This is a genomic window from Brevundimonas sp. Marseille-Q4549 (assembly GCF_976940555.1).
On sequence record NZ_CDRHXG010000001.1, the window covers coordinates 1,707,277 to 1,731,458 of the forward strand.

General features: G+C 68.5%; 27 protein-coding genes. 14 read left to right on the forward strand and 13 right to left on the reverse strand.

Annotated elements, in window-relative coordinates; all coding sequences use genetic code 11:
• The first annotated feature begins 1 nt into the window (after position 1).
• The 3 genes from pstB to phoB are packed head-to-tail and all read left to right on the forward strand — an operon-like array spanning position 2 to position 2,380.
• Positions 2 to 943 carry a phosphate ABC transporter ATP-binding protein PstB gene (gene pstB, locus ACWPV3_RS08315; RefSeq protein ID WP_453977568.1) on the forward strand — a complete coding sequence of 314 codons (942 nt, stop codon included), beginning with the start codon at positions 2 to 4 and terminating at the stop codon, positions 941 to 943.
• Positions 943 to 1,668: a phosphate signaling complex protein PhoU gene (gene phoU / locus ACWPV3_RS08320; protein WP_292178303.1), complete on the forward strand. Its 726-nt coding sequence runs from the start codon at positions 943 to 945 to the stop codon at positions 1,666 to 1,668. Before pstB ends, phoU begins: the two co-directional genes overlap by 1 nt.
• Before the next feature lie 19 nt (positions 1,669 to 1,687).
• Positions 1,688 to 2,380, forward strand: coding sequence for a phosphate regulon transcriptional regulator PhoB (phoB, locus tag ACWPV3_RS08325; protein ID WP_292087225.1), 693 nt, complete (start codon positions 1,688 to 1,690; stop codon positions 2,378 to 2,380).
• Positions 2,381 to 2,435: 55 nt separating this feature from the next.
• Here phoB and ACWPV3_RS08330 read toward each other — a convergent pair whose 3' ends face one another.
• Positions 2,436 to 3,359 (reverse strand): Hsp33 family molecular chaperone, encoded by a 924-nt coding sequence (locus ACWPV3_RS08330; protein ID WP_453978515.1) that lies wholly within the window; start codon positions 3,357 to 3,359, stop codon positions 2,436 to 2,438.
• A 198-nt stretch (positions 3,360 to 3,557) separates the two neighbouring features.
• Here ACWPV3_RS08330 and ACWPV3_RS08335 point away from each other — a divergent pair, with 198 nt between their 5' ends.
• The 3 genes from ACWPV3_RS08335 (at position 3,558) to ACWPV3_RS08345 (ending at position 8,009) form a co-directional block, all read left to right on the forward strand.
• Positions 3,558 to 4,076, forward strand: a complete 519-nt coding sequence (locus ACWPV3_RS08335) for a hypothetical protein (protein WP_312735119.1) — start codon at positions 3,558 to 3,560, stop codon at positions 4,074 to 4,076.
• Positions 4,077 to 4,197: 121 nt separating this feature from the next.
• Positions 4,198 to 6,090, forward strand: coding sequence for a phosphoglycerate dehydrogenase (serA, locus tag ACWPV3_RS08340; RefSeq protein WP_453977569.1), 1,893 nt, complete (start codon positions 4,198 to 4,200; stop codon positions 6,088 to 6,090).
• 113 nt (positions 6,091 to 6,203) lie between these two features.
• The gene (locus ACWPV3_RS08345; RefSeq protein ID WP_453977570.1) at positions 6,204 to 8,009 is read left to right on the forward strand and encodes an autotransporter domain-containing protein; all 1,806 of its coding nucleotides are present in this window, start codon (positions 6,204 to 6,206) and stop codon (positions 8,007 to 8,009) included.
• A gap of 24 nt (positions 8,010 to 8,033) precedes the next feature.
• On the opposite strand, the gene ACWPV3_RS08350 is transcribed toward ACWPV3_RS08345, so the two are convergent.
• A complete protein-coding gene (locus ACWPV3_RS08350) occupies positions 8,034 to 8,597 on the reverse strand; it encodes a GGDEF domain-containing protein (RefSeq protein ID WP_313453120.1) in 564 nt (187 codons plus the stop codon).
• 191 nt (positions 8,598 to 8,788) lie between these two features.
• On the opposite strand from ACWPV3_RS08350, the gene purE reads away from it, so the two are divergent.
• Positions 8,789 to 9,280, forward strand: a complete 492-nt coding sequence (gene purE, locus ACWPV3_RS08355) for a 5-(carboxyamino)imidazole ribonucleotide mutase (RefSeq protein ID WP_453977571.1) — start codon at positions 8,789 to 8,791, stop codon at positions 9,278 to 9,280.
• Positions 9,281 to 10,366: a 5-(carboxyamino)imidazole ribonucleotide synthase gene (locus tag ACWPV3_RS08360; protein ID WP_453977572.1), complete on the forward strand. Its 1,086-nt coding sequence runs from the start codon at positions 9,281 to 9,283 to the stop codon at positions 10,364 to 10,366.
• Between the two features lie 125 nt (positions 10,367 to 10,491).
• Here the strand turns inward: ACWPV3_RS08360 and ACWPV3_RS08365 are convergent, their stop codons facing one another.
• Entirely contained in the window at positions 10,492 to 11,139 is a 648-nt protein-coding gene (locus ACWPV3_RS08365; protein ID WP_453977573.1) for a COQ9 family protein, read from the reverse strand.
• A gap of 200 nt (positions 11,140 to 11,339) precedes the next feature.
• On the opposite strand from ACWPV3_RS08365, the gene rpsU reads away from it, so the two are divergent.
• On the forward strand, positions 11,340 to 11,582 hold the full coding sequence (rpsU, locus tag ACWPV3_RS08370) for a 30S ribosomal protein S21 (RefSeq protein WP_087120183.1): 243 nt from the start codon (positions 11,340 to 11,342) through the stop codon (positions 11,580 to 11,582).
• 114 nt (positions 11,583 to 11,696) lie between these two features.
• On the opposite strand, the gene ACWPV3_RS08375 is transcribed toward rpsU, so the two are convergent.
• From ACWPV3_RS08375 to ACWPV3_RS08400, 6 genes are all read right to left on the reverse strand, one after another.
• The gene (locus ACWPV3_RS08375; RefSeq protein WP_453977574.1) at positions 11,697 to 13,058 is read right to left on the reverse strand and encodes an ABC transporter permease; all 1,362 of its coding nucleotides are present in this window, start codon (positions 13,056 to 13,058) and stop codon (positions 11,697 to 11,699) included.
• A complete protein-coding gene (locus ACWPV3_RS08380; protein ID WP_453977575.1) occupies positions 13,055 to 14,002 on the reverse strand; it encodes an ABC transporter ATP-binding protein in 948 nt (315 codons plus the stop codon). Before ACWPV3_RS08380 ends, ACWPV3_RS08375 begins: the two co-directional genes overlap by 4 nt.
• Before the next feature lie 89 nt (positions 14,003 to 14,091).
• On the reverse strand, positions 14,092 to 14,736 hold the full coding sequence (locus tag ACWPV3_RS08385; RefSeq protein ID WP_453977576.1) for a M23 family metallopeptidase: 645 nt from the start codon (positions 14,734 to 14,736) through the stop codon (positions 14,092 to 14,094).
• A gap of 150 nt (positions 14,737 to 14,886) precedes the next feature.
• On the reverse strand, positions 14,887 to 15,111 hold the full coding sequence (locus ACWPV3_RS08390) for a YdcH family protein (RefSeq protein WP_312735138.1): 225 nt from the start codon (positions 15,109 to 15,111) through the stop codon (positions 14,887 to 14,889).
• A 36-nt stretch (positions 15,112 to 15,147) separates the two neighbouring features.
• Positions 15,148 to 15,612, reverse strand: a complete 465-nt coding sequence (locus ACWPV3_RS08395; RefSeq protein WP_453977577.1) for a TIGR02444 family protein — start codon at positions 15,610 to 15,612, stop codon at positions 15,148 to 15,150.
• Positions 15,609 to 16,208, reverse strand: a complete 600-nt coding sequence (locus ACWPV3_RS08400) for a UbiX family flavin prenyltransferase (protein ID WP_453977578.1) — start codon at positions 16,206 to 16,208, stop codon at positions 15,609 to 15,611. Before ACWPV3_RS08400 ends, ACWPV3_RS08395 begins: the two co-directional genes overlap by 4 nt.
• Before the next feature lie 116 nt (positions 16,209 to 16,324).
• Here ACWPV3_RS08400 and ACWPV3_RS08405 point away from each other — a divergent pair, with 116 nt between their 5' ends.
• Positions 16,325 to 16,498: a YdcH family protein gene (locus ACWPV3_RS08405; RefSeq protein ID WP_312735144.1), complete on the forward strand. Its 174-nt coding sequence runs from the start codon at positions 16,325 to 16,327 to the stop codon at positions 16,496 to 16,498.
• 83 nt (positions 16,499 to 16,581) lie between these two features.
• Here ACWPV3_RS08405 and ACWPV3_RS08410 read toward each other — a convergent pair whose 3' ends face one another.
• Positions 16,582 to 17,244, reverse strand: coding sequence for a DUF1013 domain-containing protein (locus ACWPV3_RS08410; protein ID WP_292087204.1), 663 nt, complete (start codon positions 17,242 to 17,244; stop codon positions 16,582 to 16,584).
• Between the two features lie 219 nt (positions 17,245 to 17,463).
• Here ACWPV3_RS08410 and ACWPV3_RS08415 point away from each other — a divergent pair, with 219 nt between their 5' ends.
• Positions 17,464 to 18,282, forward strand: a complete 819-nt coding sequence (locus tag ACWPV3_RS08415) for a beta/gamma crystallin-related protein (RefSeq protein ID WP_453977579.1) — start codon at positions 17,464 to 17,466, stop codon at positions 18,280 to 18,282.
• 14 nt (positions 18,283 to 18,296) lie between these two features.
• Here ACWPV3_RS08415 and ACWPV3_RS08420 read toward each other — a convergent pair whose 3' ends face one another.
• Complete coding sequence (locus ACWPV3_RS08420) at positions 18,297 to 19,268, reverse strand: NAD(P)H-quinone oxidoreductase (protein ID WP_453977580.1); 972 nt, start codon at positions 19,266 to 19,268, stop codon at positions 18,297 to 18,299.
• A gap of 88 nt (positions 19,269 to 19,356) precedes the next feature.
• Here ACWPV3_RS08420 and ACWPV3_RS08425 point away from each other — a divergent pair, with 88 nt between their 5' ends.
• Positions 19,357 to 19,560: a DUF1192 domain-containing protein gene (locus ACWPV3_RS08425; protein WP_292087200.1), complete on the forward strand. Its 204-nt coding sequence runs from the start codon at positions 19,357 to 19,359 to the stop codon at positions 19,558 to 19,560.
• 96 nt (positions 19,561 to 19,656) lie between these two features.
• Complete coding sequence (gene rcdA / locus ACWPV3_RS08430; protein ID WP_409516201.1) at positions 19,657 to 20,175, forward strand: protease adaptor protein RcdA; 519 nt, start codon at positions 19,657 to 19,659, stop codon at positions 20,173 to 20,175.
• Positions 20,176 to 20,227: 52 nt separating this feature from the next.
• Here the strand turns inward: rcdA and ACWPV3_RS08435 are convergent, their stop codons facing one another.
• Both ACWPV3_RS08435 and rpmE read right to left on the reverse strand, forming a co-directional pair.
• The gene (locus ACWPV3_RS08435) at positions 20,228 to 21,790 is read right to left on the reverse strand and encodes a L,D-transpeptidase family protein (protein ID WP_313452725.1); all 1,563 of its coding nucleotides are present in this window, start codon (positions 21,788 to 21,790) and stop codon (positions 20,228 to 20,230) included.
• Positions 21,791 to 21,956: 166 nt separating this feature from the next.
• Entirely contained in the window at positions 21,957 to 22,181 is a 225-nt protein-coding gene (gene rpmE / locus ACWPV3_RS08440; RefSeq protein WP_292178249.1) for a 50S ribosomal protein L31, read from the reverse strand.
• A gap of 137 nt (positions 22,182 to 22,318) precedes the next feature.
• On the opposite strand from rpmE, the gene ACWPV3_RS08445 reads away from it, so the two are divergent.
• Positions 22,319 to 24,178: an ABC transporter transmembrane domain-containing protein gene (locus ACWPV3_RS08445; protein WP_313452726.1), complete on the forward strand. Its 1,860-nt coding sequence runs from the start codon at positions 22,319 to 22,321 to the stop codon at positions 24,176 to 24,178.
• Positions 24,179 to 24,182 lie beyond the last annotated feature (4 nt).

The window sequence follows — 24,182 nt, forward strand, 5'->3', positions numbered from 1 at the left end:
AATGAAATTCCGTATCTTCCGCTCTGCCGACGAACAGTCCGGCGCCGGTCCCGCCGATCCGGGCGAGGCCCCGCGTATGGGCGGCCAGGTCCTGCCCCAGGCCGCCGGCGCGCCTGCGCGCGAACCCCGTCTGGAAGACGCCGTCCCCGCGAACGGCCCGACGGTGGTGGACACCCCGCCGGTGGGACCGATCAAGATCGCCGCTCGCGACGTCTCGGTCTTCTATGGCGACAAACAGGCGCTCTACGACGTCTCGCTGGACATTCCGGACAAGACGGTCACGGCCTTCATCGGCCCGTCGGGCTGCGGCAAGTCGACCTTCCTGCGGACCATGAACCGCATGAACGACACCATCGCCGGCGCCCGCGTCACCGGCCGGATCGCGATGGATGACGAGGACATCAACGACCGCTCCATCGACCCGGTGCTGTTGCGCGCCCGCGTCGGCATGGTGTTCCAGCGCCCGAACCCCTTTCCCAAGTCGATCTACGAAAACGTCGCCTACGGCCCCAAGATTCACGGCCTGGTCTCGTCCAAGTCCGAGATGGACGGCGTGGTCGAAAGCGCCCTGAAGCGCGCCGGCCTGTGGGAAGAGGTCGCCGACCGCCTGCAATCGTCGGCCATGGGCTTGTCGGGCGGTCAGCAACAGCGTCTGGTCATCGCCCGCGCCATCGCCGTGAATCCCGAGGTCATCCTGATGGACGAGCCCTGCTCGGCCCTGGACCCCATCGCCACGGCGCGGATCGAGGAACTGATCGACGAACTGCGCGAACGGTTCTGCATCGTCATCGTCACCCACTCCATGGCTCAGGCCGCACGAGTGTCGCAACGCACCGCCTTTTTCCACATGGGCCGCCTGATCGAGACGGGCGACACCGAGGACATCTTCCAGAACCCGCGCGAGCGGCGCACCCTGGATTACATCACGGGACGCTTCGGCTAATGAACCAGCACACGGTCAAGGCCTATGGCGACGAGCTGAACCAGATCACGGCCGAGGTCGCCCGCATGGGCGGCCTGGCCGAGGCCCAGGTCGCTGACGCCGTCGATTCCGTCGCCCGCCGCGACATCGCCCTGGCGCGCGCGGTGGTGGAGCGCGATCTGAAGCTGGACGCGCTGCATCGCGACATCGAGAAGAAGGCCATCCGCCTGATCGCCCTGCGCCAGCCGGTCGCCAGCGACCTGCGCCGCACCCTGGGCGCCATGAAGATCGCCACCGATCTGGAACGCACGGGCGACCTGGCCAAGAACATCGCCAAGCGCGCCCTGATCCTGGCCGAGAGCGAGCCGATGCAGCCTCTGACCCGCTCCATCGAGCGGATGGGCAAGCTGGTCTCCACCCGTCTGCGGGACGTGCTGGACGCCTACACCGCGTCGGAATTGGATCGCGCCGTGGCCGTCTGGCAGACCGACGACGAGGTGGACGAGCATTACAACGCCCTGTTCCGCGAACTGCTGACCTACATGATGGGCGACCCGCGCATGATCGGCGCCTGCACCCATCTGCTGTTCATGGCCAAGAACCTCGAGCGGATCGGGGACCACGCGACCAACATCGCCGAGACCGTCCACTACGAGATCACGGGCGACGAGATCGTGGGCGAACGCCCGCGCGCCCAGCCCACGGCCGAGGATTCCGATCCGACGCCGAATCTTCAGACGCACTGACCCGAAGCGGAGACCCGACGTGCAGCCCTATATCCTTGTGATGGAAGACGAGGACGCGCTGGCGACCCTTCTTCAGTACAATCTGGAAAAGGAGGGCTACGATGTCGTCGTCGCCGCCGACGGCGAAGAGGGCATGCTCCAGATCGACGAGCGCCAGCCCGATCTGGTCCTGCTGGACTGGATGCTGCCCAAGCTGTCGGGCATCGAGGTCTGCCGCCGCATCCGGGGCAAGGCCGAGACGCGCAATCTGCCGGTCATCATGTTGACGGCGCGGGGCGAAGAAAGCGACCGCGTCCGCGGCCTGGACACCGGCGCCGACGACTATCTGACCAAGCCGTTCTCGATGGTCGAGCTGATCGCCCGCATCCGCGCGGTGCTGCGCCGCATCCGTCCCGGTCTTGCCGACGACCGCCTGAACCACGGCGACATCGTCGTGGACCGCGTCTCTCACCGGGTGAGGCGCAACGGCAAGGAGGTCCATCTGGGGCCGACCGAGTTCCGCCTGCTGGACCATTTCATGCAGCACCCGGGCCGGGTGTTCAGCCGCGAGCAGTTGCTGGACGCCGTCTGGGGCTCGGACGTCTATGTCGAGGCCCGCACCGTGGACGTCCACGTCGGACGCCTGCGCAAGGCCCTGTCCATCGGCGACGACAGCGCCAACCCCATCCGCACCGTACGCTCGGCAGGCTATTCGCTGGATCTGGAGGGCTGAGGCGAAGGCCAGGGCAAAAGAAAGGGCGGCTCAGGAGAGCCGCCCTTTTTCGCATTCAAATCTGCTGCGTCACCACGTCGTCGGGCGTCAGTTCATAGACCTTTGCGCAGTATTCGCAGGTGACGTGAATCTTGCCGTCGTCCTCGACCATGTCCGCGCGTTCGGCCGGATCGAACGAGGCCAGCATGCCGGCGATCCGGTCCTTGGAACAGCGGCAGACGGCGGTCAGGGCCTTTGCGCCTTCCAGCCGCACGCCATCCTCGTGGAACAGACGGAACAGCAGGGTCTCGGGCGAGATCATCGGGTCGACCAGTTCGTCGTCGGCCAGGGTGCCGAACAGGGCGCGGGTGCGGTCCCACACCTCCTCGGTCGAACCGCGCGCGGCGTCGCCGGCGATGAGCTGGATCATCGCCCCGCCGGCCCGCCACTGGGCGCCGGCCTCGGTCTGGACCTGGCCTACGGCCAGACGCACCTTGGTCGGCACCTGTTCGGACTGCTGGAAATAGTGTTCGGCGCACAACGACAGGCTCTCGCCCTCGATCGGGGTGATCCCTTGCGTCCGTTCGAAATCCGGGCCGCGATCCAGGGTCATCACGAAGACGCCCTTGCCCAGCAGCGTCTGCGCGCCGGGCCGGGCGAAGCCCTTGGACGCCTCGGCCACCTCGGCCTCGTCATAGCGGCAATAGCCGCGCAGCGTCCCGTCCGTGCCATAGTCGGCCACGACATAGCGCACCGGCCCGTCGCCCTGGGCCTGGACCAACAGGCGGCCGTCGAACTTCAGGCTGGAGCCGATCAGGGCCGCCAAGGCGCAGGCTTCGCCCAGCAGGGCGGCGACCGGTTCGGGATAGGCATGCGCCGCCAGGATCGTGTCGATGGCGTCGCCCAGTCGCACCAGGCGACCACGCACGGGCCAGCCGTCGATCTGGAAGGCGGCGGCCAGATCGTCGGAAATCGGAGAAGCGGGCGCGTGATCGGTCACGGCGGGGTCCTTGGCGTTCGTCATTTCGGGATCGCGGCTATTTAGGCGCCCGGATCGCGCTTGGTAAGGGGTAGGAAAGGGCAGGGCGAAAGCTTCGCCGCAATGGCGGAACCGATTACGACGCGGTTCGCTCTTTGTCCGACAAGCGGAGCCGCCGCTCCGCTCCCGACCACGCCTCACGACGAAAAGGTTCAGCCGATGATCCGCGACATCGATCCGATTGAAGAAATCCGCAAACACCCCGGCGTCACGGCGGGCAGCCTGGCGGCGCTGGTCCTCGGTGCGGCGGCCGTTCTGTATCTGAGCCAGCGCACCGGCCCGACCCGCTATCAGCGCATCAAGAGCCGCATGGACCCGCGCGGCTGGGTGGATACGGCCGACCTGCGCGATCGCCTGCATGACGCGGTCGACGCCTTCCGCAGCCGCGCCGAAGATTTCGGCGACCGCGCCGCCGACTTCTCGGACGAAGCCCGCAGCCGCGCCGGCGACTGGGCCGACGATCTGTTCCGCAGCGCCCGCAAGACCACCAGGAAGGTCGCCAAGCGGGGCGGCAAGACCGCCCGCCGTTATGCCGACGACGCCCTGGACTACGCCCGCGATCACCAGCGCGAGGGCGGCGCCCTCCTGGCCGTCGCCGCCCTGGCGGCCGTGGTCGGCGCGGCGGTTCTGGAAAGCCGCCGGCCGGACAGCCAAATTCGCCGCATCGCGCGCTTGTGACAATATTCTTGCCGTCGCCGGGCTAAAAACCTCTGCGGGCGGCACGGTTTGATCAAGGCAAAGCCGGGTTTGACGAAAACCCGGCTTTGCTGCGTCTGCGAAGGTCGCTAAGACGCGGGCCATGAGCGCGCGCCCAACCCTGATCTTCGACTTCGATTCGACCCTGGTCGATTTCGAGACCCTGGAAGCCTTGGCCGACCTCGCCTTGGCGGGAACGCCCGAGGCCGAGACCATCCGCGCCCAGATCGCCGCCCTGACCGATCAGGCCATGGGCGGAGAGATCGCCTTCGGAGAAGCCCTGCGCCGCCGCCTGGCCCTGCTGCCCCTGACACGCGAGCATGTCGCGAGCTTGGCCGCGACGGCCCCCGACCGGCTGACCCCGTCCTTCCGGCGCAACCTGGCCTTCTTCCAGCAGAACAAGGGGCGGGTCTTCATCCTGTCGGGTGGTTTCCGCGAGGTGATCGCCCCGGTGGCCGAATTGCTCGGCGTCGCCCCCGATCATGTCTTGTGCAACGACCTGGCCTATGACGCCGAGGGGCGAGTGATCGGCGTGGACGACGCCAATCCCTTGTCCGAGGCCGACGGCAAGCCCGCCGTGATCCATGCCCTGAACTTATCTGGCCGGGTCGTCATGGTCGGCGACGGCTGGAACGACGCCGAGGTCAAGCTGGCCGGCGCCGCCGACGCCTTCTACGCCTTTACCGAGGTGGTCCGCCGCGACAGGGTGGTGCAGGTCGCCGACGCCGAGGCCGCCTCTCTGGACGAGGTCCTGCACGCCGAGGGGTTGGCCGGCCGCTGGTCCTTCCCGCGCAGCCGGATGAAGATGCTGTTGCTGGAGAACATCCATCCAGCCGCCGTCGAACGGCTGGAGGAGGCGGGCTATTCGGTCGAAACCCAGAAGGGCGCGCTGGACGAAGACGATCTGATCGCCGCCATCAAGGGCGTCCATGTGCTGGGCATCCGCTCCAAGACGACGGTGACGCGCCGTGTTCTGGAAGAGGCCGACCGGCTGATGGCCGTCGCCGCCTTCTGCATCGGCACCAATCAGATCGATCTGGAAGCCGCCTCCGACCACGGCGTGGCGGTGTTCAACGCTCCCTATTCCAACACCCGTTCGGTGGTGGAGCTGGCGGTCGGCCTGATGATCGTCCTGATGCGCGACGTGGTCGACAAGTCGGCGGCCATGCATGTCGGCCAATGGAACAAGTCCGCGACCGGCTCCAAGGAGTTGCGGGGCAAGACCCTGGGCATCGTCGGATACGGCGCGATCGGCAGCCAGCTTTCGGTTCTGGCCGAAAGCCTGGGCATGCGCGTGCTGTTCCACGATCTGTCGGAACGGCTGGCCCTGGGCAACGCCCGGCGGATGCGTTCGCTGGACGCCCTTCTGGTCGAAAGCGACGTCGTCACTTTGCATGTGGACGGTCGCAAGGAGAACACCGCCATTTTCGGCGCCGCCCAGTTCTCCAAGATGAAGGAAGGGGCTCTGTTCCTGAACCTGTCGCGCGGTCATGTGGTCGATGTCGGCGCCCTGGCCCAGGCCCTGGGCTCGGGCCGTGTCGCCGGCGCCGCCGTGGACGTCTTCCCCGAAGAGCCTCGCACCAACTCAGACCCGTTCGAAAGCCCGCTTCAGGGGCTGAAGAACATGATCCTGACCCCCCACGTCGGCGGATCGACCGAAGAGGCGCAGGAGGCCATCGCCGAGTTCGCGGCCGAACGGCTGCTGGGCTATCTGAACCGGGGCGACACCACCTTCAGCGTCAACCTGCCGAACGTGCAGCTGGCCGAGGTTTCGGGCGCGCACCGCATTTTGCACATTCATAAGAACCAGCCGGGCGTCCTGGCCGAATTGAACCGGGCGCTGGCGGCGGCGGGCCTGAACATCCTGGGGCAGCATCTGAAGACCGACGAACGCACGGGCTATGTCATCACCGACGTGGACCGCGATTACGACCCCGAGGCCCTTCGCACCTTGCGTACCGTTCCCGGCACGCTGAAGTTCCGCACCCTGCATTAGGGTCACGGTGGCGTTTTTCTTCCGAAGGCTGACGTAGAGGCATCTTGCGCTCTGCGCCAAGTGGCGCATCCTCCACGTAACGGCCGCGATGCACGACGGCCTTGGGAGGATCCATGTCACGCTTTCTCACCGGCGGCGCCGTCGCCGCTTTGGCGCTGGCCGCCTGCGCCTTCGCGGGCTCTGCCTCGGCCCAGACCTACAACCGCCTGGTCGTCTTCGGCGACAGTCTCAGCGACAACGGCAATCTGTATCTGATTTCGGGCGGAACCCAGCCGCCGTCGCCGCCCTACTATCAGGGCCGTTTCTCCAGCGGGCGCGTGTGGACCGAACTGCTGGGCTTCAACGCCGCCAACTTCAACGGCTCCGTCAGCGGCAGCATCAACTACGCCTTCGGCGGTTCGCGCACCGACGCCTCTACCGGCGTGCCCTTCGGCATGCTGAACCAGCTGTCGCGCTACACCGCCGCCGGCGGCAAGTTCGGTTCGGGCGACCTGGTCACGGTCCTGGGCGGGGCCAACGACATCTTCCAGGCCCTGCCGGCCGCCGGGGCCTCGTCCAGCCCGGTCGCGGCCATGACCCCCGTCGTCACCACGGCGGCGGCCAACGTCAACAGTCTGGTCAACACCGTGGCCGGCGCAGGCGCGGGGACCATTCTGGTCTCGAACTTGCCCAAGCTCAGCCTGACGCCCCAGTTCCGGGGCACGGCCGCGGCGCCCCTGGCTGACTATTCCGCCTCGACCTTCAATACGGCGCTGCAGACCAGCATCGCCGCCACCGCCGCCGCTCGCCCCGGCAGCAACATCATTCTGATGGACCTGTTCAAGGTCGGCGACACATTGGCCGCCAATCCCGGCGCCTTCGGCATCACCAACATCACCCAGCCCTGCTTCAACGGGGCGACGGTGTGCAGCAATCCGGACAGCTATTTCTACTTCGACGGCGTTCACCCGACGGCGGCCGGCCATCGGATCATCGCCCAGTTGGCCAACGACTACCTCTACTACGGCGACCTGGGCGCTCAGACGACGCTGCAGGGCGAGACGGCCTATCGTCACCGCGAGGGCGGGCTGGACGCGGCCGCCCAGGCCCTGTCGGGCCGCTCGCCGTGGGAAGCTGGCGTGTCCGTCACCACGGCGGCCCTGGTCGACAGCGTCGACACCGACGCGCGGGGTTCCGTGACCTCCTCGTCCAGCGACGGCTGGGGCGCCCGTATCGCGCTGGAGGCCGGCCCCTCGGCCAACTGGCGCTTCGGCCTGGCCGGCACGGCGAGGAAGACTGACGTGCAGAGCCGCAGCCTGAACTTCAACGTCGAGAGCTTCGGCCTGGACGTCTATGGCGGCTGGCGCTCGGGCGACGTTTTCGTCAATGCGGCGGCCGGCGTGGCGCGCGACAATATCGACGACATCGAACGCATCACCAGTCTGGCGCCGATCGTCCACACAGCCGAGACCCGCGCTCTCAGCACCGGCGCGCGCCTGCAAGGCGGGATGTGGTTCGACATGGGCGGCTTCGCCCTGTCGCCCCGCGCGGCCCTGGCCTATGTCTCCAGCGACGTGGACGGCTATGTCGAACAGGGCGTCGCCGCCCAGTACCAGTACGGCGACCGCACGGTGAAGGCTCTGACCGGCGAAGTCTCCCTGCGCGCCGAGGCCGAGATGGGCGGTTTCAACCTGTTCGCCGAGGGCGGCTATCGCGACGCCCTGGACGACAGTTCCGACCCGGTCCGCGTCGGCATCTACAACAACCCGGCCCAGGTTCAGTCACGGGAAATCGACAATCCGTTCGGCGGTCAGTTCCTGGCCTCGGCCGGGGTCGAGGGCGACGTGGGGCCGGTCAAGATCACCATCGGCTATCGCGGCCGGTTCGGCGATCACGCCGACAGCCATATGGGCGGCGTCCAGCTGCGCCTGCCGCTGTAAGGAAGACAGGCGGGGAAGGGGCCTTCAGCGCCCCTTCTTCCGCACCCACATGGCGGCGTCCGCCTCGGTCAGCCAGACCTCGGGGTCGGTGTGACCCTCCCAGGCGCGCACGCCGAAAGACCCGCCCAACGGCGCGCGTTCGCCCTCCCAGACGAAACCTTCGGAGGTCATGGCCTCGGACAGCTGGCGCGCCTTGGCGCGGCCCTCGTCCAGCCCGGCGTTCAGCATCAGCAGGGCGAACTCGTCGCCGCCCATCCGACCGACGGCGTCGGATTCACGCAGATGCGTCAGGAACAGCTTGGCCACCGCCACCAGGGCCGCGTCGCCGGCGGCGTGGCCCAGCCGGTCGTTCACCCCCTTGAACCCGTCCATGTCCAGATACAGCAGCACCGCCGGCACGTCGTGCCGTTGGCAATAGGCCATGGTCCGCTGCATGGCGGCGACGAAGCCGCGTCGATTGAGCGCCGGGGTCAGGACGTCATGGTCGGCGGCGGCCTCTGCGGCGGCGGCGCGGGCCTTCCAGGCGTCCAGTTCGGCGCGGAGCCGCGCGATCTCGGCGGTCAGGTCGTGTTCGGCCACGTCGGTCACGGCGCAGTCAGGCTCCGATGGCGCGCGACTCACTCGGCGCGCGATTGACCGATGGTAGAGCGTGAATCTCCCACTTAGAAGGGCGCTCGGGGCTGGAAACCGCCGCTCTGCGGCCTGTCCGGGCGCCGGTCCGGTTGCGGGCGCCGCCCCGGTGCTGTAACGGGCGCCTTTCCGCGAGGGGCCTTGCAGACATGGCGACTTCCCAAACCCCGGTGGCGATCATCATGGGCAGCCGTTCGGACTGGCCGACGATGAAACTGGCCGCCGATCGCCTGGACCAGCTGGGCGTCGCCTGGGACGCCAAGGTCGTCAGCGCCCACCGCACGCCCCAACGCCTGGTTGATTTCGCCACGGGCGCCAAGGCCTCCGGATACAAGGTGATCATCGCCGGGGCCGGGGGCGCCGCCCACCTGCCGGGCATGACCGCCTCCATGACCGAACTGCCCGTGCTGGGCGTACCGGTCGAGTCCAAGGCCTTGAAGGGCATGGATAGCCTGCTGTCGATCGTGCAGATGCCGGCCGGCGTTCCGGTCGCGACCCTGGCCATCGGCGAGGCGGGCGCCGCCAACGCCGGCATCCTGGCCGCCCAGATCCTGGCCCTGTCGGACGCGGGGCTGGCCGGACGCTTGGCCGCCTTCCGCGCCGCCCAGACCGAATCCGTCGCAGAAACCGTCGAGGACTGAGTGCCCAGCCTTCCGCTTCCTCCCGGTTCGACCCTCGGCATCATCGGCGGCGGCCAGCTGGGCCGGATGCTGAGCCAGGCCGCCTCGCGCCTGGGTTTCGACGTCGTGATCCTGGACCCTGAGGCCGACAGCCCGGCCGGCCGGGTTTCGGCGCGCCAGATCGTCGCCGCCTATGACGACCCCAAGGCCCTGTCGGCGCTGGGCCGCGCCGCCGACGTCGTCACCTTCGAGTTCGAGAACGTGCCGGCCGAATCCATCGAACGTCTGGCCGAGGCGGGCGCCCTGGTCGCGCCGGGGCCCACGGCGCTGCGCGTGTCGCAGGACCGGGTGGACGAAAAGACCTTCCTGAACGCCGTCGGCGCCCCGACGGTCGCCTTCGCCGTCATCGATACGCTGGACGACCTGATGGCTGGGATCGAGACCCTGGGCCTGCCCGCCCTCTTGAAAACCCGCCGCGAAGGCTATGACGGCAAGGGTCAGGTCTGGATCCATGAGGCGGCCCAAGCCGCCGCCGCTCTGGACAGTCTGGGCGGCCGTCCGGCCATTCTGGAGGCCAAGGCGACCTTCGTGCGCGAACTGTCGGTCATCGCCGCCCGCGACTGGGACGGCCATATGGCGGTCTATCCGCTGGGGGAGAACCGGCACGAAGGCGGCGTCCTGCGCACCACCCTGGCCCCCGCCGCCGTGGACGAGAAGACCCAGGTTCGCGCCCGCGCCATCGCCGAGGCGATTCTGGACGGGCTGGACTATGTCGGCGTCCTGGGCGTCGAACTGTTCGACCTCGGAGACGACGTGCTTCTGGTCAACGAGATCGCCCCGCGCGTCCACAACACCGGCCACTGGACCCAGGACGGCTGCGTCTGCGACCAGTTCGAACAGCACATCCGCGCCATCGCCGGTTGGCCGCTTGGCCCGACGACGGCCCACGCCCGCATCGAAATGACCAACCTGCTGGGTGACGAGGTCGAGGACTGGCGCAAGCTGTCGGCCAAGTCCGACGAACGCCTGCACCTCTACGGCAAGGCCGAGGCCCGTCCGGGCCGCAAGATGGCCCATGTGAACCGGGTGTTGGGGCTCCTTGGCTAATTCTTCGTCATCCTCGGGCTTGACCCGAGGATCGGGCGCCGTTCCGCTGTGCGCCCTCCATTCCCACGTGCGACGGATCATCCGATCCTCGGGTCAAGCCCGAGGATGACGGAGAGGGGGCGAGCCTAAGCCTTCGCCCCATACCGCATGCGGCTCAGCGCATCGCTGACCTTCCTGAACGGCGCGTCGAAGTCCTTGCCCGCCTTCCACTTCTCGAAGGCCATGACGTTCTCGATCCGCCGCGCGACGAAGGCTTCCGCCGCCTCGCGGCCGTCGAACCAGCGCATCGTCAGGGCCGGAATCAGGATGCCGGACAGGATCGTCCGCTTGGAATAGTGGTTCCAGTCGGTCGCCTCGTCCCCGGCCCAGCGCCACAGATGGTCCGCGGTCTCCCAGGCCAGCTTCAGCCCCAGGTCGACGTTGACGGGCAGGGCCAGGAAGGCGGCGCAGCGGCGCGCGGCCTCCAGGTCTTCGGCGCCGGCCTCCATCCGTTCGGACACGGCGCGGGCGATTCGCTCGCGAATTTTCAGGCTGGCGGGATCCACGGCGCCTAGGGCCGCCAGCGCCCGCGCGTCGTGGCGGCGCGACAGCAGGGCGGCCAGATCTCGCGCGCCGTTGGGCAGCAGCAGTTCCTCGTCCCCCAGCGACAGGCCGCAGGCCTCGGACGCCTCGCGCACCAGCCGCGCGTTCCAGCCCAGGGCGGGCGCGCGGGCGATGGCGGCGTCCAGAACGGCCTGTTCGGTGCGTTCGGCCCAATCGGGAGTCTGTGTCATGGCGACACCTTACGCCGGTCGCGCCGGGGTTTCGAGCCTTCAAGAATGGTCTTGACGAACTGGCCGGGCGTCTGGACACGCGGGGGCGGGTCGTGTATCAGCGCGCCTTCATCCGAGAGCCCTGCTTTCGGGAGAGGATTTTATTTGTCTGCCCGTCTCCCTTCGAAAGGACGCGGCGGGCGGCCAAAGGAGAGAGACCCCTGGTTCAGATTTTCGTCCGCGACAACAACGTCGACCAAGCGCTGAAAGCCCTCAAGAAGAAGATGCAGCGCGAAGGCAGCTTCCGTGAAATGAAGCGCCACGTTCATTACGAAAAGCCGTCGGAAAAGCGCGCCCGTCAAAAGGCCGAGGCTGTCCGTCGCGCCCGCAAGCTGGCCCGCAAGCGCGCCCAGCGCGAGGGCCTGCTGCCCGCGCCGAAGCCGCGCGTGCCCGGCGGTCGTTAAGACCCGTCCCGCAAGGGATCAGGCGAAAGCCGAAAGATCAAAGGCCGCTTCCGAAAGGAGGCGGCCTTTTCTTGTTTCCTCACCGCGTCGCGGGAAGGAGACGGGGACAGCGCCTCATCCCCGTCCCGTCACCGCCCGTCCGAACGTCTTCCAGCTGAGCTTCACGTCCGACAGGGCGCCGGCGCGGAAGGCCCGGCCGGCGATCCAGACCATGAAGGCCGCCGTGGCGAACATGCCGATCAGGGTCAGGACGACCTCGATCAACGGCGGGTCGCTGGGCGCCCGGGCGCTCATCAGGAACGGGGTGAAGAAGGGGATCCACGACAGGATCCGAACCACCGGCGCGTCCGGACTGGTCAGGGCCATCTGCATGACCAGGATCGGCACGATCAACACCATCATGATCGGCCCCATCAGGGTCTGGGCGTCGCGCGGCGTCTCGCAAAAGGCGCCGATGGCGGCGAACAGCACGGCGTACATCAGATATCCGCCGACCATATAGGCGATGAAATAGAAGATCAGGCCGCCGTGCAGCAACACCTGGGCCGCCTGGGCCGCCGCCTGGGGCGCGGCCGACATCAGGCCGAACGCGCCGATCGCACCCCATACGCCCATCACCGTCAGGGTCAGCAGCGCCACCCCAAGCACCTTGCCCGTCAGCAGTTCGGTCGCCGAGGCCGAGGACAGCAGCACCTCCAGGATGCGATTCGACTTCTCCTCCATCACGCTGTTCAGCAGGATGGAAGCCCCGGTCATGACCAGCGACCACAGCAGGAAACCCGCGCCCAGGCCGATGAAGGTCGGCAGACGGTCGCGCAACGACACCTCGCCGCCGCTGGCCGCATTGGGCGAAAAGGCTTTCACATCGGGGCGGAAGTCCTGAATCTGCGCCACCAGGGCCGGGGCGACGCCGGCGGCCGTCAGGGCCTGGTCGCGATAGCCGTCGCGCAAGGCGCCGCGCACGAAGTCGCGCACCTCGTTGTCGGTGGCCCGGCGGGTCCAGACCTGGGCCTGGGGTTTGCCGTCGGCTCGGCTCAGGAAGACCACGGCGTCCAGCCGCTTGTCCTTGGCCGCCTCGCGGTCCAGCACGGCGCGCAGGGCCGCATCGCGCGCGGCGCCGGGCGCGGCCTCGGCGACCGCCGCCGGGGCGGGGACCAGACGGATGCGCGGTGAATCCAGGGCGGCGGCGGCGCGCCCCGCGGCGACCTGGCCGGCCCCGGCGGCCTCCTTCAGCCTGGCGCTGCGCTTCTCGGCGTCTTCCTGCAGGGCGTCGCGCACGACGGCCGCCAGGCCGGTGGCCTGCGCCCCTTCCTCGACCAGGGCCACCGTCTTTATCGGCTCGGACGAGCGGACCAGCAGCGGAATGCCCCCGCCCAGCACGGCGAACAGCGGAAAGGCCAGCAGCGACAGCCAGAAACCCACCGTCTTGGCGTAGGCGACATATTCCCGGCGCGCGATCAGAAGGATGCGTTTCATCGAGCCGTCTCCTTGACCACAGGCTGATCCGGCCGGTCGCCGGTCAGGCCGATGAAGGCGTCGTGCAGCGTCGGCTCCTTCAAGGCGAAGCCACGCACGTCCAGCCCGCCCAGGAAGGCCGCCTTCAGCGCCTCCTGTCCGCCGGCGCCCGGCGACAGGGCGATCTTCAGTCGCCGGGGCGCGCCCGGCTCGGCGATCACCTCGACCCCCGCCACGCCGGGCAGTGCCGCCGCCGCCTGGGTCGTGATGTCGCCCTCCAGATCCAGGAAGCGCGGCGCGGTGGCCGTGGCCTGATCCACCGTCCCCTCGAACGCCTTTCGCCCGCGCGCCAGCAGCACGACCGTGTCGCACAGACGCTCGGCATGCTGCATGACGTGGGTGGAGAACAGCACCGTCGCTCCGTCCGCCGCCAGGCCGCGGATCATGGCCTCCAGCCCCTGCTGATTGACGGGGTCCAGGCCGGAGAAGGGCTCGTCCAGGATCACGAACTCGGGCCGATGCACGACCGAGGCGATCAACTGCACCTTCTGGGCCAGGCCCTTGGACAACTCCTTCATCTTCTTCTTCTGCGCCGCGCCCAGACCCTGCTGCTCCAGCATCTGGCGCGCGCGCGTCCTGCCCTCGGCCGTCGGCAGGCCCTTCAGGGCGCCGAAGAAGGCGATAGCCTCCACCGGCGTCATCTTCTTGTAGAGGCCGCGCTCCTCGGGCAGGAAGCCGATCCGGTCACGCACCATCCGCCCGTCCGGCGCGCCCAGGATTTCGATTCGCCCCGACGTCGCCGGCTGCAGCCCCAGGATCATCCGCAGGGTCGAGGTCTTGCCCGCCCCGTTCGGTCCCAGGAAGCCGCAGATCGACCCCTTGCCGACCTGAAAACTCAGATCGCGCACGGCGTCGAAGTCGCCGTATCGCTTGCTCACGCCGTCCAGCGTCAACGCCGCCGTCATGCCGCCCCCCGTTGTCTGGCGCTCAGCCTAGCAACAAGGTTGGACGGGACGCCAGCGGCAATGCCTCATCGCACGGGTCGTGGGTTCCGTCAGACCGCCGACTTCGCCGCGATCTGAAAATGGCGGTCCATGACCTTGGCCGGATTGATCTGGCCGCCGTCGCGCCGCACCTCGAAATGCAGGTGCGGGCCGGTCGAATAGCCGGTGGAGCCCACCAGGCCGATCCGTTGGCCCGGCGTTACGGCGTCGCCCTGCGCCACATCCACGCGGCTGAGATGGCCATACAGGGTCGTCATGCCGTTCGGATGCTCCACCTCGATGAAGGCGCCATAACCTTCGGGATCGAAGCCGGTCCGCAACACGCGCCCCTCGGCGGCGGTGAAGACGGAGGTGCCCATCGGCGCGGCGATGTCGACCCCCTTATGCGCCCGCGCCCTGGTCTCGATCGCCAGTTTGCGCAGGCCGAAGGCCGAGTTGACGGCGTGGCCCTTCACGGGCGCGGTGAAGACGATCTGACGCATCACCGGCCCGGCGGCCTCGGCCTTGGCCTGAAGCGGCGGCGGAACAGGCGCGGCGACCCCCGGTTGGGGTGCGGGCGCGGTCATGCCGGGCGCAAAGGCGGCGACGAACAGGGCCAGGGCGGCCAGGCCGGCCGTCTGGCCCAGCGTCTGGCCCGAGTGGATCAACAGGGTCTTGCAACGCGCCAACGGCGCGTCGATCAGCAGGCGTCGCATTCGGCGGCGTCTCCGGCGTCTCTACGCGGGGGAGAGTGGGGCGGGCGGCGTCCGAACGACGGCCGGCCCCGGCGAGGGCGGGCTTGTGTCAGGTCGTTGGGGCGACTTTTGGACCCTGGCGGGGCGCCGATGCGGAGGCTTTCGGGCCGATCAGGCGATGATGTCGGGCAGGATGCGGTCCTCGATCTTCACGATCTCGTCCTTCAAGGCCAGCTTCTTGCGCTTCAGCCGGGCGATCAACAGCTGGTTCGGCACGGCGGCATGGCCCAGGGCCTCGATGGAGGCGTCCAGGTCGGCGTGTTCCTGACGCAGCAGTTTGACGCGGGCGTGCAGCGCCGCCTCTTCTTCAGTGATGTCCGGAATGTCGTCGTTCATCGTGCGGTCCCCGGCGCGGTTATAGCCACGCCTGTCTCACCCCGGAAGGGCCTCGGCCAGACGGATCAGCGCCGGACGCGGCGTCACCGGCGCCCAGACGCGCGCCGTGGCGACCAGGGCCTCCAGCGTCGGGCGCGGCGAGCCGGCGGGCGACGGCGCCAGGGTCTCCAGCGCTTCCAGAAGATAGCGTTCGGCTTCCAGTTCCAGCCCCTTGATGCGATTGCGCACGCTCTCGCGCGGGCCGTCGTCGATGTCGGGGACGGGGGCCTTCAGCGTGCGGCGAACGGCTCTCAGCGGCGCGACCACCACGCTGTCCCAGGCGCGGGCGGTGTCGCAGGCGGCCTCAAGCGTCTCCTCGTCCGGCCGTCGCCCGGTCGCCGCGAGCCAGGCCGACCAAAGCAACAGGGGCACGTTCTGTTCGTGGCTGTCCTGCAGGGCCAGACAGGCCTCGCCGACCTCGGGCGCGCCATAGGCGGCCACGGCCCAGTCCCACAGCCTCACTTCAGCCCCTCCCAGCGGTTCACCGCGCCCCAGTCCAGGCCGAACAGGTCCAGGGCCCGGCCGACCGACTGATCGACCATGGCCTGGATCGTAGCGGGCCGCGCATAGAAGGCGGGCAGGGGCGGGGCGATGGTCGCCCCCATCTCGGCCAGGGCCGTCATCGTCCGCAGATGACCCAGGTGGAAGGGCGTCTCGCGCACCATCAGAACCAGCGGCCGGCGTTCCTTCAGCGTGACGTCGGCGGCGCGTGTCAGCAGGGAGGAGGTCACGCCGCTGGCGATCTCGCTCATCGTCCGCACCGAACAGGGGGCCACGATCATGCCCAGCGTGCGGAAAGAGCCCGAGGCGATGGATGCTCCGACATCGGCCAGCCTGTGCGTCACGGACGCCTTTGCCGTCAGCGCGTCGGCCGTCAGATCGGTCTCCTGCGACAATGTGAGCAGGGCGGCCTTCGTGACCACGAGATGGCTCTCGACGCCCAGGTCGTTCAGCGCGTCCAGCACGCGCGCGCCATAGATCGCGCCCGAAGCCCCTGAAATTCCAACCACGATCCGGGCAGGCGGCGTCTGTACGGCTCCTTTCACAGGATTGTCCATTTTTGGGGCCAGCCTCCTTGTCGTCCGGCTTGGCGGTCTGTCACCGGAATGTGATTCCACAGGCCGTCGAACCGGGCGCTCACTCTACTGGTCCCTAACCTGAGGAGGCGCAAGCCATGACCATCGAGGCTCGTATTCGCGAACTGGGTAATCGTCATCGCATCCTGGATCAGACGATCCAGAAGGAGCTTACCCGTCCGTCCGTGGACACGTTGCAGGTCAGGGAACTGAAGCAGAAGAAGCTTCGGCTCAAGGAAGAGATTTCCAGTCTGGAGGCGCGCGCGACCTGATCGGGTCGGCCCCTCCCTGAAAATGACGACGGCCCCGGAGATCGCTCTCCGGGGCCGTTTTCATGCGGATCTGGCGCGCGCGATCAGTCGCGCTTGCCGAAGACGGATTCCGCCGTGGGCTCGGCGCCCGGACGCTCGCGCGCTTCGGGGACGAACTCGGGCTCGGCCTCTTCCACGACCGGCTGCAGGGTGCCGCCGCCGTTCTTGGCGTCGTCCTTGGCCTTCTTCTCGGCGGCCTTCTTGACCACTTCGTCCAGCACCAGCTGGCCGACCAGGCCCAGGGTCACGGGATCGACCGGCTTGATGTTGGCCGAATTCCAGTGGGTGCGGTTGCGCACGCTCTCGATGGTCGACTTGGTCGTGCCCAGCAGCTTGGCGATCTGGGCGTCGGTCACTTCCGGGTGGTTGCGCACGAACCAGGCGATGGCGTCCGGGCGGTCCTGACGGCGCGACACGGGCGTATATTTGGGCGCCGGCTTGGCCGACTTCAGCAGTTCGGCGTGGCGGCTGACGATGGCCTTCATGCGATAGTTCTCGTCGGCCTGGGCCTTGTCCAGTTCCTCGCGCGTCAGCTGGCCGCCGGTCACGGGATCGACGCCGCGGATATCGCGGGCCACGTCGCCGTCGGCGATGCCGCGCACTTCCAGCGGATGCAGGCCGCAGAAGTCGGCGATCTGCTCGAAGCTGAGGGAGGTGTTGTCGACCAGCCAGACCGCAGTGGCCTTGGGCATCAGAATGTCGCTCATGGGGCGTTCGTCCCGGTGTTGTTGAGCCGCCGAAGGGACTTCGGCTGGCGTTGGATACGACGGCGCCCGACCTTTCGGCCGGGCGCGTATGATGTCGATATAGGCCTATTCGCCCGAAAAGAAAACGCCGCCCGACAATCCCATACAGCAACGGTTCATCCGACCCGACGCAACCTTCGCGGTAGTGAAGCTTTTCTGCTTCGGGAGAGGAGAACCAACATGTCCATTCTGCTTGGAGCGGCCCTGGTCGCCGCCATGGCTTCGGGCCAGGATTATGCGCAACAGCGCGTCGCGCCGCGTGGCGGCTACGCCCATTCCTGTTCGGAAGCCTATGTGAACCGTGGCCGGCTCTATGCCGACTGTCGCGATACGCGCGGGCAACTGCGCGGCACCTCGATCGAACTGGCGCGCTGCGGCGGCGAAGAGATCAACAACGACAACGGCCTGCTCGTCTGCGGCCGGGTCCGGGGGGACTACGAGACCGGCGGCCGGCCCGGCGGCGATCGTCCGGGCTGGGGCGGCGACCGTCCCGGTGGCGGTTGGAATGGCGGCGGGGCGCCCCAGGGCAGCTATCGCCAGACCTGCACGGACGCCTCGGTGCGCGGCGGCCGTCTGTTCGCCCGCTGCGAGGGCGGCGGCCGTGACCGTCGCGCCAGTTCGCTGGACTACAGCCGGTGCGGACGCTTCGACATCGCCAATGAAAACGGCCTGCTGGTCTGCGGCCCCGTGCGCGGTCAATGGGAAGGCGAGGGCGGCGGCTGGGGCGGCGGCAACGGCGGCGGATGGCGCCCGTCCTCCATCACCGTCTATGACCAGCCCAACTTCCGCGGCTCGTCGCGCGAGTTCACCTCTGAAGACCGCAACCTGGGTCGCACGCCCTTCAACGACCGCGTCGTCTCGGTGCGGGTCCAGGGCCGGTGGGAAGTCTGCACCGACGCCGAGTTCCGGGGCCGCTGCCGCGTGATCGACGGCGACGTGCGCCGTCTGGACGGCGTCTTCTCGCGCAGCATCTCGTCGCTGCGCCCCGTCGGCCGCTGATCGGAAGGCCGACGTCAGGCCGTCAGCACGATCTTGCCGACGTGATCGCCCGTCTCCAGCGCGCGATGCGCGTCGGCGGCATGCTCCAGCGGAAAGGTCGCCTGCACCGGCGGCCTGACCGCGGCTGACGTCACCCACGGCCAGGCGGTCGCCTCCACGGCGGCCGCCAGCCGCGCCTTTTCGTCCGCCGGCCGGCTGCGCAGCGTCGATCCGGTCAGGACCAGCCGCTTCAGCATGATCCGCATCAGGTCGATCTCGGCCCGGCTTCCCGTCAGGCTGGCGATCACGACCCAGCGCCCGCCGGTCTTCAGAGCGTTCAGGTTCAGCTCGGCGTAGTCGCGGCCCACCATGTCCAGAACCACGTCCGCGCCGCCCGCCCTGGCGATTTCGGCCGCCAGATCGTCGGTCTTGGCGTCCAGGCTGACGTCCGCGCCCAGCGCCTTGGCCGCCGCCGCCTTTTCCGCCCCGCGCGAGGTGGCGATGACCCGCGCGCCCGCCGCCTTGGCCATCTGGATGGCCGTCACGCCGATGCCGCTGGTCGCGCCATGGATCAGCAGGGTCTGCCCCGCCTTCAGCCCGCCCGCCTCGAACACATTGGCGAAGACGGTGAAGACCGTCTCGGGCAGGGCCGCCGCCTGGACGTAATCCAGGCCGTCGGGGATGGGCAGGACGTGACGTGCGTCGACCAGGGCCGTCTCGGCGTAACCGCCCCCGCCCAGCAGGGCGCAGACCCGGTCGCCGACGCGCCAGCGCGTGACGTTCGCGCCCACGGCAGCGATCTCTCCCGCCACCTCCAACCCCATAACGTCCGATGCGCCGGGCGGCGGGGGATAGCCGCCGGTCCTTTGCAGCAGGTCGGGCCGGTTCACGCCAGCCGCCCGCACGCGGATCGTCACCTGTCCCGCACCCGGTGCGGGATCGGGCCTTTCGGCGATCTTCAGCGCCTCCGCCGGGCCGGCGCCGTTCTCGATCTCGATCACCCTCATGGGGGCCTCCGCTTGCAATCGTCCGTGTCCGGGCGTGAAATAGGTACGATGGCCTGTATTGGCACGACTGCGCAGAAAGGCGACGACGATGTTCGAAGATATCGAACCCCGCCCGCAACGTGGCGAACCCCTCCGCGCCCTGTCCCGCGAGGATCTGGACGTCTACTCCATCGAGGATCTGGAGGAACGGATCGCTGCGATGGACGCCGAGATCGGACGCGCCAGGGCCGCGATCGAGGCCAAACGCTCCAAGAAAAACGCCGCCGACGCCCTGTTCAACTTCGGCTCATGACCTCGCGCGGAAGCGCTTTCCATGGCATGACGATTGCACATTTTCGGCGACTGGCGGCTTCGGCGGCCGATTGCGGCACGGACGCGCATAACCCTGATGACCATGTCTGAGATGATTCCGGCCGACGCGGCCTCAGCGGACCGCGCCCGCACGGTCAACGACTTCGCCCGTTCGGAACTTTTCGACCGCACCTTCCGCGAGGGCATGGAGCTGGTCGAGGAAACGGCCGCCTATCTGGATGGCGAAGGCCGCCGGGATTCCAAACTGCTGTCGCGCGCCGCCGCCCTGGCCTATGCGGCCGAAAGCATGAAGCTGACCACCCGTCTGATGCAGATCGCCTCCTGGCTTCTGGTTCAGCGTGCGGTGCGGGAAGGGGACATGACCGCCGCCACGGCGTGCGAGCCGCGCTACCGCCTGAACGAGCGCAAGATCGAAGGCGAACCCAGCCATGCCGAACTGCCCATCGCCCTGATCGAATATCTGATCCGGTCCGAAAAGCTGTTCGACCGCGCCCTCTATCTGGATCGGCGCATGTATCTGGACGCTCAGGACGAGGTCCCGGTGAATCCGGTCCTCAACCAGCTGGGCCTGCTGGAAGCCGCCTTCCGCAACTGACGCGGGCCGTCTTTCCCCGGATGGACGCCAAAAGGGGAAGGCGAACCGATCCTTAGGGCCCGACGTCGTTGGCGTCGCGGCGGCCGTCGTCCACGGGCTTGGGCAGGTTGACGCCGATGCCCAGCGCCTGGGCCAGCTTGTCGTCGCGGCCATAGACGTCCTCTCGGAACGCCACCCGGCCCTGACCGTCCACGAAGGTCGTCCAATACAGCAGCCGCACGTTGATCTCGCGTCCGGTGGTCACGCGGGTCGTCTCGCGCGTGTCTTGAGCCGTGTCGAACTGGGCCAGCTTGGCCGGGTCTGGCGACAGCAGCAGCCGGGCGAAGTCCACCGCGTTCTGCACCCGCACGCAGCCGTGGCTGCGCTGGCGCATGGACAGGTTGAAGGCCGCCTTGGACGGGGTGTCGTGCAGGAAGATGGCGTAGCTGTCGCGCAGTTCGAACTTCACATAGCCCAGGGCCGAGCGCGGGCCGGCCCGCTGGATCACCTGGCCGTCCTTCACATACATGTCGTTGGCGGCCAGATAGCCCGGCCCCTTGGGCAGGATCTCGCGCCGCGCGATGCCCGCCGGCACATACCAGGGCGGATTGGCCACGACCGAGGCGAAGGGTTTCTCCAGGCTGGGCGTCTGGTTGTCGGGCGCGCCGACCACGACGCGGTTGGAGTGGACCGGCTTGCCGTCCTTCCAATAGACCATGATGGCGGCGGCGGTGTTCACCTCGATCCGTTCCGGCGCCACGTCGCGCTTCAGCCAGCGGCGGCGCTCCAGATTCAGGGCGATCTGGCGCGCCCGATCCTCGGCCGAGGCCGACAGCGACCGCTGCGTTCCCGTGCCGATCCGTCCGTCCGCGCCCAGCCCGTGGCGCGCCTGGAAGCCCTGGACCGCCCGTTGCAGTTCGGCGCCGTAGGTCAGTCCCTGCGCCTTCAACCGCGCGCCGTCGGCGGCGCTCAGGTCGCCTTCCGCCACCAGCCGGTCGATGATGATCGGGATGCGCCGGTCGCTCATGTTCGGTTCGATGGTCGCGCCGGGGACGAAACGGGGCCAGCCGCCGTTCGCCGCCAGCCGGCGATAGCGGATGTAGCCGGCCGACAGGTTCTGATAGCCGATGTCGGTGGGCGCCAGCCCCTCGAACCAGTCCAGAAGAGTGTTGCGCGTCAGGGCGTCGGTCAGGCCGCGCGGCAGGTCCACGCGGTTCTTCTGCATCTCCCACAGATCCTCGACCGTCTCGGGCCGAACCTTGCCTTCGGCCAGGACGCGGGCGTAGGCGATCGCCGCCGCCGTCGTGCGCAGGTCCGAGCTGGCCGGATCGGCGGCCAGGCCGACGAAGTCGAAATAGTCGGCGCCCGACAGGCCGTGGCGGTCCGCCCGCGCCGAGACGGCGTTCAGCGCCCGAATGCGGTCGGCGTTCCACACCGGCCGCCAGCCGTTCATCTCGTAGAAGGCGCGGACGTCGGCCTGCTGGGTCGCGGGCAGGCGCGAAATCTGATCGTTGAAGCTGTTGTAGAAGGCGGTCGCCTCGGGGCCGCGCTGCACAAAGACCTGTTGCGCGCGCGCCGTGGAGCCCAGGGCCATGGTCGCCGTGGCGACGCCCAGACCCAATTCCCGTCTATTCATAACTCGTCCGCTTCTCGATCGACTCGATCCGACCTGGATCGACGCCTTGCTTAGCCATACCCCGAACGTCGCCGATGTTACCGACGTTCCAGTCAAACAAAAAGCGCCGGTCCTTCGACCGACGCTCTTCGTGATCGGAATGCTGCAGTTTGCCGCAGCCGTGGCCTCACTTCTTGATGAAGCCGGCGAACTTGTTGTTGAAGCGCGAGACGCGGCCGCCACGGTCCATCAGCTGCGCATTGCCGCCGGTCCAGGCGGGGTGCGTCGTCGGGTCGATGTCCAGCGCCAGCTTGTCGCCTTCCTTCCCGTAGGTCGAGCGGGTCTGATAGGTGCTGCCGTCGGTCATCACCACGGTGATGAAGTGATAGTCGGGGTGGGTATCGGGCTTCATTGGTCGTCGTCCGGTCTCTGGCGCGATGACGATGCCGACCGTCGGTGCGCGTGAAATTGAGAATTCCGCTGAAAGGTCCAGCGGAAAAGAGCGCGGCGTTTACACCGGGGGGCGTTCCGGGGCAAGAGGCGGGCGCCATGACCGATCTTCCTCCCGCCGCCGCGACCGCCCCGACCCGCGTGGAGGCTCGAGGCCGACCCAGCGCCGGCGCCCTTCTGGCCGAACAGATGTCGGAAGCGGGTGAAAAGCGCGCCAAGCGCCGCGACATCCGCCCCCTGGCCCGCCTGATCCCCTATGCCCTGCGTCACAAGGGCCATGCCCTGATGGCGGTGTTCTGGCTGCTGCTGTCCACCGCCGCCTCCCTGGGGCTGACGGCCCTGGCGCGCGGCGCCATCGACCACGGGTTCGAGGGCGGCGGCGCGCACCTGAATCTATGGTTCATCCTGCTGGGCGCCAACGCCCTGTTCCTGGGCCTGGCGACGGCGTTCCGCTATTTCTACGTCACCCGCACGGGCGAGCGCGTGATCGCCGACCTGCGCAAGGGATTGTTCGACCGCATCCTGACCCTGGACCCGGTCTTCTACGCCCATATGCGGACGGGCGAGGTTCTGTCGCGCCTGACGACCGACATCGCCCTGGTCGAAACGCTGATGACCACCTCGGTCTCCTATGCGCTGCGCAACTTCCTGACCCTGATCGGGGGGGTGATCCTGCTGTTCTTCGTCAGTCCCAAGCTGACGGGTTTCGTCCTGCTGATCGTGCCCTTCCTCCTGGGGCCCATCTTCATCTTCGGCCGCACGGTGCGAAAGCTCACGGTCGCCTCCCAGGATCGCTTCGCCAACGCCGTGGGCTTCGCCGGCGAAAGCGTGGACGCCATCGAGACGGTTCAGGCCTTCGGCCGCGAGGGCAGCACCATCGCCCGCTTCGGCGCGGCGGTGGAGGACGCCTTCTCCGCCTCCCTGACCCGGATGCGCGCCCGCGCCTGGATGACGGCCCTGATCATCGTCGTCATGTTCGGCGGCGTGACCCTGGTGCTGTGGCTGGGCGCCCAGGACGTGGTGGCGGGCGCCATGACGCCCGGCGCCCTGCTGCAATTCGTTCTCCTGTCGGTCTTCGCCGCCGGGGCCGTGGGCGCCCTGGGCGAAAGCTGGGGCGACGTGCAAAAGGCCGCCGGCGCCATGGAGCGGATCGAGGAGCTGATGCGCGCGGTTCCCGGCATCGCGCCGCCCGCCCATCCCGTCGCCCTGCCGCAGCCGCCGCGCGGCGAGGTGTCGATGTCGGCGGTCGGCTTCGCCTATCCGGGCCGCCCCGACCTGCCCGCGCTGAAGGGTTTCAGCCTGACCGTGCGGCCGGGCGAGACCGTCGCCCTGGTCGGTCCGTCCGGCGCGGGCAAGTCCACGGTCTTCCGCCTGCTGCTGCGCTTCTACGATCCCCAGACGGGCCTGGTGTCGGTGGACGGCGTCGACGTGCGCCAGGCCGATCCCGTCGCCGTGCGCGACCGCTTCGCCTGGGTTTCGCAGGAGACGCCGCTGTTCTCGGGCTCGGCGCTGGAAAACATCCGTTTCGGCCGTGAGGACGCCACCCTGGAGGAGGCGCGCGCCGTCGCCGAAAAGGCTCAGGCGCTCGGCTTCATCGACGCCCTGCCGGAAGGTTTCGACACCCCCTTGGGCGAACGCGGCAAGAGCCTGTCAGGCGGGCAGCGCCAGCGTCTGGCCATCGCCCGCGCCCTGGTCCGCGACGCTCCCATCCTGCTGCTGGACGAGGCCACCAGCGCGCTCGACGCCGAAAGCGAACGCCTGGTCCAGGCCGCCCTGGATCAGGCGATGGAGGAGCGCACCACCCTGGTCATCGCTCACCGTCTGGCCACCGTGCTGCGCGCCGACAGGATCGTCGTCATGGACGACGGCCGCGTGGTGGAGGAGGGGACGCACGATCAACTGGTCGCCAGGGGCGGCCTCTATGCGCGCCTGGCCGAGCTCCAGTTCCGGGGCACTTGAACGG